Source organism: Burkholderia sp. AU17457, from assembly GCF_002223255.1.
GTDB lineage: Bacteria > Pseudomonadota > Gammaproteobacteria > Burkholderiales > Burkholderiaceae > Burkholderia > Burkholderia sola.
Window position 1 is genome coordinate 985,193 of the sequence record NZ_NKFB01000003.1, and the last position, 13,892, is coordinate 999,084.

General features: G+C 70.5%; 11 protein-coding genes. 10 read left to right on the plus strand and 1 reads right to left on the minus strand.

The annotated features are described in order from the left end of the window. Window positions 1-82 precede the first annotated feature (82 nt). Window positions 83-997: a LysR family transcriptional regulator gene (locus tag CFB49_RS07040; RefSeq protein ID WP_069621297.1), complete on the minus strand. Its 915-nt coding sequence runs from the start codon at window positions 995-997 to the stop codon at window positions 83-85. A gap of 125 nt (window positions 998-1,122) precedes the next feature. Between CFB49_RS07040 and CFB49_RS07045 the strand changes: the two genes are divergently transcribed. The 10 genes from CFB49_RS07045 to CFB49_RS07090 all read left to right on the plus strand — a co-directional run bounded on the left by CFB49_RS07045 (window position 1,123) and on the right by CFB49_RS07090 (window position 13,848). Then, a complete protein-coding gene (locus CFB49_RS07045) occupies window positions 1,123-2,403 on the plus strand; it encodes a YbfB/YjiJ family MFS transporter (RefSeq protein ID WP_089491430.1) in 1,281 nt (426 codons plus the stop codon). Window positions 2,404-2,684: 281 nt separating this feature from the next. After that, the gene (locus CFB49_RS07050; RefSeq protein ID WP_306426977.1) at window positions 2,685-4,376 is read left to right on the plus strand and encodes a ShlB/FhaC/HecB family hemolysin secretion/activation protein; all 1,692 of its coding nucleotides are present in this window, start codon (window positions 2,685-2,687) and stop codon (window positions 4,374-4,376) included. 61 nt (window positions 4,377-4,437) lie between these two features. After that, window positions 4,438-7,797 carry a two-partner secretion domain-containing protein gene (locus CFB49_RS07055; RefSeq protein ID WP_089490979.1) on the plus strand — a complete coding sequence of 1,120 codons (3,360 nt, stop codon included), beginning with the start codon at window positions 4,438-4,440 and terminating at the stop codon, window positions 7,795-7,797. A 386-nt stretch (window positions 7,798-8,183) separates the two neighbouring features. Beyond that, window positions 8,184-8,720 (plus strand): NUDIX domain-containing protein, encoded by a 537-nt coding sequence (locus CFB49_RS07060; RefSeq protein ID WP_089490980.1) that lies wholly within the window; start codon window positions 8,184-8,186, stop codon window positions 8,718-8,720. Between the two features lie 160 nt (window positions 8,721-8,880). Then, the gene (locus CFB49_RS07065; RefSeq protein WP_069621300.1) at window positions 8,881-9,318 is read left to right on the plus strand and encodes an acyl-CoA thioesterase; all 438 of its coding nucleotides are present in this window, start codon (window positions 8,881-8,883) and stop codon (window positions 9,316-9,318) included. A gap of 9 nt (window positions 9,319-9,327) precedes the next feature. Further along, window positions 9,328-10,263, plus strand: coding sequence for a branched-chain amino acid ABC transporter permease (locus CFB49_RS07070; RefSeq protein WP_089434900.1), 936 nt, complete (start codon window positions 9,328-9,330; stop codon window positions 10,261-10,263). Continuing rightward, on the plus strand, window positions 10,256-11,485 hold the full coding sequence (locus CFB49_RS07075) for a branched-chain amino acid ABC transporter permease (protein WP_089490981.1): 1,230 nt from the start codon (window positions 10,256-10,258) through the stop codon (window positions 11,483-11,485). The genes CFB49_RS07070 and CFB49_RS07075 overlap by 8 nt, the downstream gene beginning before the upstream one ends. Continuing rightward, a complete protein-coding gene (locus CFB49_RS07080; RefSeq protein WP_089491432.1) occupies window positions 11,482-12,234 on the plus strand; it encodes an ABC transporter ATP-binding protein in 753 nt (250 codons plus the stop codon). Before CFB49_RS07075 ends, CFB49_RS07080 begins: the two co-directional genes overlap by 4 nt. Next, window positions 12,231-12,935: an ABC transporter ATP-binding protein gene (locus CFB49_RS07085; protein WP_089434902.1), complete on the plus strand. Its 705-nt coding sequence runs from the start codon at window positions 12,231-12,233 to the stop codon at window positions 12,933-12,935. Before CFB49_RS07080 ends, CFB49_RS07085 begins: the two co-directional genes overlap by 4 nt. Window positions 12,936-13,101: 166 nt before the next feature. After that, window positions 13,102-13,848, plus strand: a complete 747-nt coding sequence (locus tag CFB49_RS07090) for a glucose 1-dehydrogenase (protein WP_069621305.1) — start codon at window positions 13,102-13,104, stop codon at window positions 13,846-13,848. Window positions 13,849-13,892: the final 44 nt, after the last annotated feature.

Genomic DNA, 13,892 nt, shown 5'->3' on the forward strand with positions numbered 1-13,892 from the left:
GCAGGCGCCGGTCGGGTCGTTTTGTTTGTGCAGGCTGTGCAGATCGTGCGCGTCGATCGCCACGGCGGCGCGCGAACCAGGGTCAGGCCGGCACGGTTGCGGCCGGCTTCGCCGCGTCGCCAGGCTGCCGCGTGGCTTCGGTGAGCGCATCGCGGAGGGCGGCGAGCGCCGCCGACGCATAACCGCGCCGCCACCCGAGCAGCGTGTCGATGCCTGCGAGTTCGGGAATCGTGTGCGCGGCGATGTTGCCGGTCTCGGGCTGCAGATCGAGCACCGAGCGCGGCGCGACCGCGATGCCCGCGCCGGCCGCGACGCACGCGACGATCGCGTGATACGAGCCGAGTTCGAGCACGCGCGCCGGCTTGACGCCGTGCGCGGCGTACCACTGCTCGACGTACTTGCGATACGCGCAGCCGCGCTCGAACGCGATCAGCGTCGGCAGGATCACGTCGCGCGGCGTGTGCACCGGCGGATGGCCGCGCGGCGTGAGCAGCACGAGATCCTCGCGGAAGATCGGCACCGTCTCGAACGTGTCGGGCAGCGCGTCCGGCTCGGGCGGGCGCGCGAACAACGCGGCGTCGATCTCGAAGTCGCGCACGCGGTCGATCAGGCAGCCCGTCGTGCCCGTCAGCAGTTCGAGCGACACGTCAGGCCATGCATGGTGGTAGCGCGCGAGGAGGGCCGGCAGCCGGCTCGCGGCCGTGCTTTCCATCGTACCGAGCCGCAACCGGCCGCGTGGCGTGTCCTCGCGCATCGCGTCGCGCGCCTCGTCGGCGAGCGCGAGCAGGCGCTCCGCATACGGCAGCAGCGTATGCCCGGCCGGCGTCAGCACGAGCCGGCGGCCGTCGCGCACGAACAGCGCCGCGCCGAGTTCTTCCTCCAGCTGCTTGATGCGCGTCGTGACGTTCGACTGCACGCGATTGAGCTTGGCCGCCGCGCGCGTCACGCCGTTCTCGCGCACGACCGCCCGGAAGATCGCCAGCGCCGCCAGATCCATGATTCTCTCCGAGGGATGGGTTGATTCTCAATTATTCATTTTTAGAGAACGGTTGGTCAAGCTAGGATCAACCCATTCCGATTTCCGATCCGGCCGGCGTGCGCGAAGCGCCGGCCTTTGCCGCCATGTCCCGCTTCGATGCCCTGACCGCAGCCGCCCGCGTCCTTTCGTCCGACCAGGCCGACCGCCGTGCCCGCGCGGCCGCGCTCGCCTGCATGGTGGGCCTGGCCGTCGTACTCGGCGTCGGTCGTTTCGCGTTCACGCCGCTGCTGCCGCTGATGCTCGCGGACGGCTCGATCGGCCTGAAAGCCGGCAGTTGGCTCGCGTCGGCGAACTATGCGGGGTACTTCGTCGGCGCGGTCAGTTGCGCGGCGCTGCGCGTCGCACCGGCGCGGATCGTGCGCTTCGGGCTCGCGGCGACCGTGCTGCTGACCGCCGCGATGGGCGTCGGTCACTGGCTGTCGGTGTGGCTCGTCGTGCGTTTCGTCGCGGGCGTCGTCAGCGCATGGACGTTCGTGTTCATGTCGCAATGGGGGCTGCGGCGGCTGGCCGAGCTGCATGCGCCCGAATGGAGCGGGGTGATCTACGCGGGGCCGGGCGTCGGCATCGTGGCGACCGGGCTGATCGGCAGTGCGCTGGCCGGCCAGCGTGCGGCGGTAGGCTGGCTGGGCTTCGCGGCGTTGTCGGCCGTGCTGTCGCTCGCGATCTGGCGCACGTTCGGTGCGGCGCCGGCCTCGACCCCGGCCCCGGCCCCGCGCGCGCAGGCAATGCCGCCGGCCGCCGTGCCGCATACGGCGGCTGGCGGGTCGGCCCCCCCGGCAGCACGGGCCGGCACGCGAGGCCACCGCGCGGACGCCGCGTGGCTCGTCGCGCTGTACGGCGCACCGGGCTTCGGCTACATCATCACCGCGACGTTCCTGCCGGTGATCGCACGGGCCGCGCTGCCGGCCGGTTCGCAGTGGCCCGACCTGTTCTGGCCGATGTTCGGCGCGGCGCTGATCGTCGGCGCGATCACCGCCGCGCGGCTGCCCGGGCACTGGGACAACCGGCTGCTGCTGGCGGCCGGCTGCGCGACGCAGGCGCTCGGCATCGCGGCGGGCATCGTGTGGCCGAACGCGGCCGGCTTTTCGATCGGCAGCGCGCTCCTCGGCCTGCCGTTTACCGCGATCACGCTGTTCGCGATGCGCGAGGCGCGGCGGTTGCAAGGCGAACGCGCGGCCGGGCTGATGGGCTATGCGACCGCGTCGTACGGGGTCGGGCAGATTCTCGGCCCGCTCGTCGCGGCGCCGCTGGTCGCGCGGTACGCGTCGTTCACGCCGGTACTCTGGCTCGCGGCCGCGGTGCTGCTGGCCGGGGCGGCGGGCTTTGCGGCGATCGCCGTCGCACGCCGGCATCGACCGGGATAAATAAATAGGATTGCGATATTTATGTCCGCGCCGGTTGATACGCGACTCTATTTGAACGAAAAATACTGCGCGAATTTCGTACCTGCTCTACATACATACGGACTGACGATCTGTAGGATGCCCCGGATTATTTGATTGTCGGAGCGTATCCGGCAGTTCGACTCGGGGTGCCGTGACGCATGTGGGTGTGGGTAGAACCAATCAGAATCGTCGTCCGTTGTCGTGACGACATCGGCCGTTTCCGGGTGGCAGGTCCTCGCGCTGCCGGCGCGTGTGCCGGGGTGATCGAAGCCCGCGGCATGCGGCGGGCGGCCGTGGGCGCCGGTCGCGCGATGTGCCTGTCGCTGCTGTGGGGAACGGGCGCCGCGATTCTCTTCGGGCACGCGTATGCGCAGGTGCCGAACGCTGGCGCTGCGATGCGCGACATCGAAACGTCCCGGCCGGATCTGCCGCCGGAAGCCGCGCCCGACCTCGAGATCGCGCCGTCGGGCAGCGGCGCGCAGACGCCTGCTGAAACCGGGGCGCGTGTTTTTGTGCGCGGCTTCGAGATCGGCGGCAATACGGTATTCGACAGCGCGATGCTGGAGGCGCTCGTCTCCGATCTGGCCGGCGATGCGTTGAGCTTCGCCGATCTTCAGCGTGCGACCGAGCGGATCTCCGCCTTCTATCGCGCACGCGGCTACGTGCTCGCACGGGCCTATCTGCCGAAGCAGGAGATCGACGACGGCGTCGTGCGCATCGAAATCGCCGAAGGGCGCTACGGCCGCATCGAGATCCAGAACCATTCCCGCGTATTCGACGCCGTGGTGCGCCAGCCGCTCGCCGCACTGCGTGCGGGCGATGTCGTTCGTGGCCCCGGTCTCGAGCGCAGCCTGCTGCTGCTCGACGATCTGGCCGGCGTCGGCGCGCGCGGCACGTTGCGTCCCGGCGACGCGCCCGGCACCACCGATCTCGTCGTCGAGGCCCGGCGAGTGTCGCCCGTTTCCGGGGCGCTCGAATTCGACAACTTCGGCGACACGTCGACGGGGCGTTACCGCGTCGGCGGCAGCGTCGATGTCAATGCGCCGCTGCGGCTCGGCGATCGCCTGAGCCTGCGCGGCCTCGTCACCCATGAACGGCAACGCTATTACCGCGTAGCCTATCAGGTACCGGTCGGACCGGCATCGACGCGGGTCGGGGTGGGGTATTCGTCGCTGCGCTACCGGCTCGCAGGCGGCTTTTCCGATCTCGACGCGAGCGGGCGCGCGAGCGTGCAGACCGTGTACGTCGCGCAGCCGGTCGTGCGCACGCGCCACGCGGGCCTTACGGCCCAGATTCAGTACGAGAACAAGAACCTGCATGACAAATACGGCGTCTTTTCGTTGCACAACGACAAGAATGTCGGCCTGTGGACGTTCGGGCTCAGCGGGAACAGCCAGGACGGCTGGCTGGGCGGCGGCCGGAACGGCTTCTCGCTGATGTTCGGCGTCGGGCGCTTGCGCAGTACCGATGCGCTGGGAGCGAACGAGCTGACGCATGCGATCGGCAGCTTCACGAAGCTGAACCTGAACCTGCAGCGCGTTCAGGCCGTGGGCAGCCGGTTCCAGGTGTACGCGCAGGTGGGCGCCCAGCTTGCGTCGCGCAATCTCGATTCGTCGGAGAAATTCAGCCTGGGTGGCCCGTACGGCGTGCGCGCATATGCGCTCGGCGAAGGCAGCGGCGATCAGGGCTGGCAGGCAAGCGCGGAACTGCGTTATCTCGCCGCACCGGGATGGCAGGTCAGCACGTTCGTCGACGCGGGCGCCGTCCAGCTCAACCGGCATCCGTGGACGCGCGAACGGAATACGCAGCACATGCAGTCGGTGGGCTTCGGCGCGAGCTGGTACGGCTCGACCCGACAGGTGTCGTTGACTGCCGCATTGCCGCTCGGCAGGGGGGGCGACTCGCCGAACCGCGCGCCGAGCGTATGGGTTCAGGCCGCTCAGTATTTCTGAGCGAGCGTGATCGTCGCCCGTCTCGTGCGGGCATTCAAAAACCAAATGAAGAGGATGCCGAATGAATAAGGCCTATTCACTCGTATGGAACGAAGTGCAACGGAGTTGGTGCCCGGTCGGGGAAACCGCGCGCCGACGCAGTAAATCGAGCGGAGGCGCGCGCCTGCTCGCCGCAGCCGGGGTATCGTTGCTCGGGCTGGCCGCGTCGAGTGCGTTTGCACTGCCGACGGGTGGCGTGATCGCGTCGGGGCAGGCGGACATCTCGACGTCGACGGATGGCAAGACGATGTCGATCAACCAGCACACGGACAAGCTGATCACGAACTGGCAGGACTTCAGCGTGGGCGGCGGCGAACGCGTGTCGTTCCACCAGCCGACGAATCGGTCGATCGCGCTGAACCGCGTGATCGGCGAAAACGGCAGCCAGATTCATGGCCAGCTCGACGCGAACGGCCGCGTGTTCCTGGTGAACCCGAACGGCGTGATGTTCGGCGCGGGGGCACAGGTGAACGTGGGTGGGCTGGTCGCGTCGACGCAGAACCTGTCCGACGCGGATTTCCTCGCGGGTCGCTATCGGTTCGCGGGCGCATCGGGTCAGTCGGTGGAGAACGCAGGGACGATCACGGCAGCGGACGAAGGCAGCGTGGCGCTGCTGGGTGCGCAGGTGTCGAACACGGGCGTGATCCGCGCGCGGATGGGCCGCGTGGCGCTGGGCGCGGGCAATGCGTTCAATGTGAACTTCGACGGCCAGGGGCTGCTGAGCGTGCAGGTGGAAGGCGGCGCGGTGGACGCGCAGGCGCACAACGGCGGGCTGCTGAAGGCGGACGGCGGTGAAGTGCTGATGACGGCGCGCGCGGCGGGCGATCTGCTGGGCTCGGTGGTGAAGAACAGCGGCACGATCGAGGCGAGGGGCCTGAGCAGCCGCGACGGGAAGATCACGCTGGATGGCGGCCAGGTTCATGTCGGCGGGAAGCTGGACGCGAGTGCGCAGGACGCATCGACGGCAGGCGGCACGGTGACGACGCGCGGCGAGCGGGTGACGGTGGCGCGCGACACGCAGGTGGATACGCGCGCGGCATCGGGCCGCGCGGGCCGGTGGGCGATCGAGGCGGCCAACGCGGGCGTCGGTTCCGGGGGCAGCGCGGTCGACGGACAGACGCTGTCGCGCAACCTCGGCACGACGAACGTCGCGTTGACCAATACGTCGGGCGATCTGACGGTGGGCGACGCCGTGACCTGGACGAGCGACAACGCGCTGACGCTGACGTCGCAAAAGGGCGACGTCGACCTGAAGCAGTCGGTGACGGCGAGTGGTGCGAACGCCGGCGTGGCCGTGAATGCGGAGAAGCGCATCCGTATCGGCAACAAGTTGACGCTGACGGGTGAAAACGCGCACCTCGAGCTGAATTCGGGCAGCGGGCATACGCTGACAAACGACGATGCGGTGGTCACGCTGTCGGGGGGCCACGCATCGTTCTCGGCAAACGGCGAAGCATATCGCGTGATTCACGATCTCGCGGGGCTGCGTAGCGTCGACGGCAACCTGAACGGCCGTTACGTACTGGGCAATGCGATCAACGGCAACGGCGCGCAGTTCCGCAGCCTCGGCGGCAACAGCGCATTCGGCGGCGTGTTCGACGGCCTCGGCAATACCATCGGCAACCTGTCGGTCGTGAATCCCGGCGTAGCGGTCGTCGGGCTGTTTGCGTCCAATGCCGGCCGCATCGCCAACCTCACGCTGGAGAAAATCACGGCGCGAACGTCGGGTCAGGCCTACGGCAGCCCCGTCAGCGTCGGCGCATTGGCCGGCTACAACACGGGCGACATCACGAACGTGAAGGCGAGGGACGTCATGGTGCGCGGCGACGGCCGGGCGATTGTCGGTGGTCTGGTCGGCAGCAACCTGAGCGGCCGGATCGATCGCGCATCCGTTTCGGGTCGTGTCGAAGGCGGCAAGGACGCGTTGGCGGTCGGCGGCCTGGCCGGCGAGAACATCACCGTCATCTGGCCGGATCGCGGTCAGGCGACCATCAGCAACAGCCATGCCGACGTACAGGTCAGCAGCCAGTCGGTCGGCGGCACCGGCGGTCTGGTCGGTGTCAACCGCGGCGTCATCACGGCCGCGACGGCCGCGGGCAGTGTCAGCTCGACCGCGACGGCCGACGGCAACGCCAACGGACTGTATGTCGGCGGCCTCGTTGGCGGCCTCGTCGGCTCCAACGAAGGCGGCAGCATCCGGGCGTCCTCGTCGTCCGCGAGCGTGCGCGGCGGTCGTTACGCGACGGCGGGCGGCCTCGTCGGCCGCAACAGTGCGTCGATCGAAGCGTCCGGCGCGACGGGCAGCGTGACCGTGGGCGACAACGCCAAGGCAGGCGGCCTGGTCGGGGAAAACCTCGGCGAGATCGCGTCGTCGACGGCCGGCGGCGACGTCGTGGCTGGCAAGTCGGCCATCGTCGGCGCGCTTGCCGGCGTCAACCGGCGGACGATCCTGGCGTCGACGGCGAACGGCAACGTCCGGGCCGGCAACCGCGCGGTGGCGGGCGGGCTCGTCGGGTATAACGCGGGCACGGTGAACGCATCCACGGCGAACGGCAACGTGTCGGCGGGCGACGACAGCGAACTCGGCGGCCTCGTCGGCCGCAACGGCGCCATCGGCCAGGTGATTGCATCGGACGCGCATGGCAAGGTGGAAGGGCGCGACGACGCGAAGGCCGGTGGCCTCGTCGGCTGGAACGACGGCACGGTCGACGGGTCGTCTGCCTATGGGGCGGTCAAGGTCGGTGTGCGGAGCAAGGCGGGCGGCCTGGTCGGTGTCAATACCGAGAGCGTGAGCGCATCTGATGCCTACGGGGCGGTCGTCGCCGACGCATCGAGCATCGCGGGCGGTGTCGTGGGCGAGAACCACGGCGACGTGGCAGGGTCCTCGGCGGCCGGCGACGTATCGGCTGGCGAGACCAGCATCGCAGGCGGGGCCGTCGGCCGGAACGCGGGCACGCTGACGGGCACCCGCGCGAGCGGCAACGTCGTCGCGGGCGCCGATAGCTACGTCGGCGGCCTGGTCGGCCTGAACTTCATGGGCGCATCGATCGTCGCGTCCAGCGCTTCCGGTTCGGCGAAGGGCGGCGATGACAGTTCGGTCGGCGGTCTCGTCGGCGAAAACGACGGCGGGATCGCGTCGTCGTCGTCGTCGGGTACGGTGTCCGGCGGGCGCAATGCATGGCTGGGTGGCATCGCGGGCGAGAACTTCGGCGACATCGAACGTTCGAGTTCGAGCAGCCTCATCGCGCACATGGCCGGCTACGGGCAGCGCTACGGCGGGCTGGCCGGTCTCAACTTCGGCTCGATGCGTGGCAACAGCGTGACCGGAAGCGCCGCGGCGGTGCCGCTTGCGGGCCTCGACTTCGGCGTCATCCGCGAGTAACCGGCCGGTCTCGGTCCGGGAGGCGGCGTTCATTGCGGTGGCGCTTGCTTCCCGGGCACGTCGTGGCGCTTCGAGACCTTGACCCGGCGCCCGTCCGGCATCCGGGCCGGATAGGTCGGCCGGCCGGCGATGGCGGCACGCTTGCCCGTCGCCGGCTCGGCTTCGCCGCAACAGTGCCGTTCGCAGGGGCTTCGCGTGGCTACGCGAAGCCCCTGTTTCTTTTGGCGGTCTGTCGGGCATGACCGGGCAATCGGCGCGGATCGGCATGCATCGTGGGTGGGGGACGCCTGTCGTCGGCAAACTCGCTAAAATGAGGCCTTTCCCGCGCCGAGCGGGCGCGCGGGCCGCCCTGCGGGCGTCCGTCCGGCGTCCGCCATGTTCATTCGATGACCACCGCCGACTACCGTTTTTGCCCGCGCTGCGCGAGCCCGCTGACCGAGCGTGCCGATCCCGACCACGAGGGCGGCCGCATCCGCCGGGCCTGCCCCGACGACACCTGCGGCTACGTGCACTGGAACAACCCGCTGCCCGTCGTCGCCGCGATCGTCGAACTCGACGGCAAGATCCTGCTCGCGCGCAACGCCGCGTGGCCCGAAGGGATGTTCGCGCTGATCACCGGCTTCCTCGAAAACGGCGAAACGCCCGAGGACGGCATCGCGCGCGAGGTGTTCGAGGAAACCGCGCTGAAGGCCGAGCAGGTGTCGCTCGTCGGCGTGTATGAATTCATCCGCAAGAACGAACTGATCATCGCGTACCACGTGCGGGCGTCGGGGACGGTGTCGTTATCGCCGGAACTGCTCGAATACAAGCTCGTCGATCCGCCGCTGCTGCGCCCGTGGCGCGCCGGCACGGGCGTCGCGCTCGCCGACTGGATGCGCGCGCGCGGCCTCGATTTCGAATTCGTCGACCGGCCGGGCCAGTGACGGGCCGGTCTGCCCGTGGGGTATCGTCCGCCGTGCCGCGCATGATCGCGGCGCGGGGCTGCGTTGCCGGCCGCGCATCGCGTCATGCGGCCGCCGCGCGTCGTTCCGATCGTCTCCTTCGTACCCTTCGCCTCCATCGTCCTGAGTGAGCGCCATCGCCATGTCCGACAAGCCGCAGCCGCGTCCGCGCGACGCCTATCGCCACTTCCTCCCGATCACGACCCGCTGGATGGACAACGACGTCTACGGGCACGTGAACAACGTCGTCTACTACAGCTACTTCGACACCGTCGTGAACGCGTACCTGATCCGCGCGGGCGTGCTCGACGTCGAGCACGGGCAGACGATCGGGCTGGTCGTCGAGACGCAGTGCAACTACTTCGCGCCGCTCGTGTTTCCGCAATCGGTCGACGCGGGGCTGCGCGTCGTGAAGCTCGGCACGTCGAGCGTGCGCTATGAGGTCGGGCTGTTCGCGCAAGGCGATGCGTCGCCCGCCGCGCAGGGGCATTTCGTGCACGTGTACGTCGATCGCGGCACGCGCCGCCCGGTGCCGCTGCCCGACGCGCTGCGCGCCGCGCTCGAACCGCTCGCCGCCTGACGCGACGCGGTGCACGCGTTCGCGCTCCAGGCCTTCAACGGCCTCAGCTACGGCTTGTTGCTGTTCATGTTGTCGGCCGGCCTCACGTTGATCTTCAGCGTGCAGGGCGTGCTCAACTTCGCGCATGCGAGTTTCTACATGCTCGGTGCGTACGTCGGCTACAGCATCGCGGCTCATGCGGGCTTCGGCCTCGCGCTCGTGCTCGCGCCGCTCGCGGTCGGGCTGCTCGGCGCCGGCTGCGAACGCGCGCTGCTGCGCCGCGTGCAGGCGCGCGGCCATACGAGCGAACTGCTGCTGACCTTCGGGCTCGCGTATCTGATCGGCGAGGGCGCGAAACTCGTGTGGGGTCTCGCGCCGCTGCCGGCGCCCGTGCCGCCGCTGTTCGACGGCGCGCCCGCGACCGTGTTCGGTCTCGCGTTGCCGCGTTACCGGCTGTTCATGATGGCGATGTCCGCAACGATGCTGGTCGCGCTCGGCGTGCTGCTGCGTGCATCGCGCATCGGGCTCGTCGTGCGCGCGGCGCTCACGCATCGCGCGGCGGTCGAGGCGCTCGGCTACGACGTGCCGCGCATGATGACGGCGCTGTTCGGCGCGGGCACCGCGCTCGCGGCGCTGGCCGGCGTGATCGGTGCGCCGCTCGCGGTGATCGAACCGGCGCTGGCCGAAACCGTCGGGTCGATCGTGTTCGCGGTCGTCGTGATCGGCGGGCTCGGCTCGCTCGGCGGCGCGTTCGTCGCGTCGCTCGCGGTCGGCTTCGCGCAGACCTTCGCGGCCGCGAGCGACACGTCGCTGCGCGACCTCGCGCAATGGACGGGCATCGCGCTGCCCGACAGCGTGGCCGCGGTGTCGATCGCGCAACTGGCGCCGCTGGTGCCGTACCTGCTGCTCGTCGCGGTGCTGGTCGCGCGGCCGCGCGGATTGTTCGGCGAGCGTGTCGATGCATAGCCGCGCACTGGCCGGATGCGTGCGCTGGGCGCTGTTCGCCGCATGCTTCGCGTCGCCCGCGTGGCTGTGGCCGCACGGCGCGGTGCTCGGCTATCTCGCACAGACGGCCGCGCTCGTCGTGCTCGCGCTGTCGTACAACCTTCAACTCGGCACAACCGGGCTGCTGTCGTTCGGGCATGCGGCGTTCGCGGGCGTCGGCGCGTTCGCGGCCGCGCACTGGTTCAATCACATCGGCGGCCCGCTGCCGCTGTTGCCGCTCGTGGGCGGCATGGCCGGCGCGGGCTTCGGGTGCGTCGCCGGGCTGCTCGCGACGCGCCGTTCCGGCACCGCGTTCGCGATGATCACGCTCGGGCTCGGCGAATGCGTCGCGGCGGCCGCGTGGAGCGTGCCCGGGTGGTTCGGCGGGATCGGCGGCGTGCCGATCGATCGCGCGAGCGGCGCGCCGTGGGGCAACGCACATTTCGGCGCGCCGGCGCACGCGTATGCGCTGATCGCCACGTGGTGCGTCGCGTCGGCATGGGCGATGCATGCGCTGACCCGCACGCCGCTCGCGCGGCTCGCGAACGCGGTGCGCGACAACCCGGCGCGCGTCGCGGCGCTCGGTACCGATCCGCGCCGCGTGCGGCTCGCGATGGTCACCTGCGCATCGTTCTTCGCCGGCGTCGCCGGCACGCTGACGCTGATCGACGTCGAAATCGCGACGCCCGACAGCGTATCGATGGCGCGCTCGGCGACCGTGCTGATCGCCGCGGTGATCGGCGGCACCGGCGCATTCTTCGGGCCGGCGGCCGGCGCGGCCGTGCTGACCGCGCTGAGCATCGTCGTCGCGGGCGTGTCGCGCGCATGGGCGCTGTATCTCGGCGTGCTGTTCGTCGCGATCGTCGTCGCCGCGCCGGGCGGGATTGCGGGCATGGCGCAGGCGCTCGCGCAGGTGCTGCGGCGCGGCGCACCGGCGGTCGAGCGATGGCGCATGGTATGCGGCGTCGGCGCGTGCGCGTTCTGGGGCGTCGCGATCGTCTGCGCGGCCGAGCTCGGCTATGCGTGGCGCTTCGCGCAGGACGACGGCACGGGCGTCGCGTTCGGCGCATGGGGCATCGACGCCGATACGCCGGCCGGCTGGGCCGTCGCCTGTTCGGCGGCCGGCATCGGCATGCTGCTGTGGGGCTGGCGCGCGCGGCTCGGGCACGGCGCGGCGGCCGGCACGCGGGAGGACGCGCGATGAACGGCAACGCGATCGCGCTTCACGGCATCGTGCAGCGCTTCGGCGCGCAGACCGTGCTCGACGGTGTCGATCTGAGTGTCGCGGCCGGCGAGCGCCATGCGCTGATCGGGCCGAACGGCGCGGGCAAGTCGACGCTGTTCGGCGTGATTGCCGGCGCGACGCGGCCGACGCGCGGGCGCGTCATGCTGCACGGCGTCGAGCTGCGCGGGCGCGGGCCGGTCGTCGCGAGCCGCCTCGGCATCGGCCGCAGTTTCCAGCAGACGAGCGCGTTCGCGCGCCTGAGCGTATTCGACAACCTGCGCTGCGCGGCGCTGCATGCGCCGGCCGAACGGCGGCGCTGGTGGAACCGGCTGCGCGAATCCTCGTCGGTCGATCTCGCGGCCGCGCGCGTGCTGCACGACATCGGCCTCGACGCGCGGCGCGACACGCCGGCCGGCGAATTGAGCTATGCGGAGCAGCGCGCGCTCGATCTGGGAATCGCGCTCGCGAGCGGCGCGCGTACGCTGCTGCTCGACGAGCCGACGGCCGGCATGAGCCGCGCGCAGGCCGCGCGGATGATCGCGCTGATCCGCGCGACGACGCAGGGCCGAACGGTGCTGATGATCGAGCACGACATGGACGCGGTGTTCGGTTTCGCCGAACGCATCACGGTGCTCGTGCGCGGGACGGTGGTCGCGACCGGCGCGCCCGACGCGATCCGCGCCGATCCGCGCGTGCGTGCCGCGTACCTGGGCGAGGGCGCCGCATGAGCGCGGTGCTCGACATTCGCGGGCTGCGCGCGTGGTACGGGATGCAGCCCGTGCTCGACGGCGTCGATCTCGCGCTCGCGCCGGGCGAGACGCTCGCGCTGCTCGGCCGCAACGGCTCCGGGCGCTCGACGCTCGCGAAGGCCGTGATGGGGCTCGTGCGCACGGCCGGCTCGGTGCGCATCGCCGGCGCCGAGTGCGCGGGGGCGCGCACGTTCGAGATCGCGCGGCGCGGTATTGCTTACGTCGCTGAAAGCCGCGACGTGTTTCCGTTGCTGACCGTGCGCGACAACCTGCGGCTCGGTTTGCGCGGCGCGAGCGGCGCGGCCGAACGTGCGGCGCTCGACCGCCTGTTCGACCGTTTTCCGCTGCTGGCCGCACGCGCGGACGTGAAAGCCGGGCGACTGTCGGGCGGCGAGCAGCAGGTGCTCGCGCTGGTGCGCGCGCTCGCCGGCCGCCCGCGCGTGCTGATCGTCGACGAACCGGCCGAGGGGCTCGCGCCGCTCGCGGTCGACGAGGTCGGCGTGTGTCTCGCCGCGCTGCAGGCCGACGGCGTCGCGATCGTGCTGATCGAGCAGCGGCTGCAGCTCGCGCCGCGGCTCGCGCGACGGGTCGCGGTGATGGGGCGCGGACGGATCGTCTACGACGGCGGGCTCGACGGGCTGCACGGCGCGGTTGCCGACGCGTGGCTGAGCGCCGGCTGACCGCGCCCGGTCGATTGTTCGGCAAACTCCGCCAGTCAATTCGCGTCGAGCCGCTTTATCGCTGCGGCGCCGCAACGTAAATTTCCAGTCAGGCCGATTGCCGCGGCAACCTCGTCGCGGCAATCGGCGCCATCCATCGAAGGTCTTCTGACTGAGGAATGAAATCATGAGCAAGCTGGCAGGCAAGGTAGCGGTCGTCACGGGCGCGTCGAAGGGCATCGGCGCGGGCATCGCGAAGGCACTGGCCGACGAAGGTGCGGCGGTCGTCGTCAACTACGCGAGCAGCAAGGCGGGCGCGGATGCGGTCGTGAGCGCGATCACCGAGGCGGGCGGCCGCGCGGTCGCGGTCGGCGGCGACGTGTCGAAGGCCGCCGATGCGCAGCGCATCATCGATACCGCGATCGACACGTACGGCCGTCTCGACGTGCTTGTCAACAACTCCGGCGTGTACGAATTCGCGCCGATCGAAGCGATCACCGAGGAACACTACCGTCGGCAGTTCGACACGAACGTGTTCGGCGTGCTGCTGACCACGCAGGCGGCGGCCAAGCATCTCGGCGAAGGCGCGAGCATCATCAACATCAGCTCGGTCGTGACCAGCATCACGCCGCCGGCCAGCGCCGTGTACAGCGGCACGAAGGGCGCGGTCGACGCGATCACCGGCGTGCTCGCGCTCGAGCTCGCCCCGCGCAAGATCCGCGTGAACGCGATCAACCCGGGGATGGTCGTGACCGAAGGCACGCACAGCGCGGGCATCATCGGTTCCGATCTCGAAGCGCAAGTGCTCGGCCAGACGCCGCTCGGGCGGCTCGGCGAGCCGAACGACATCGCGTCGGTCGCCGTGTTCCTCGCATCGGACGATGCACGCTGGCTGACCGGCGAGCGCCTCGTCGCGAGCGGCGGGCTGCGCTGAGCATCCGTGCAGTACGCGCGAACGGTGCGTGTGTGCCGTTCGCG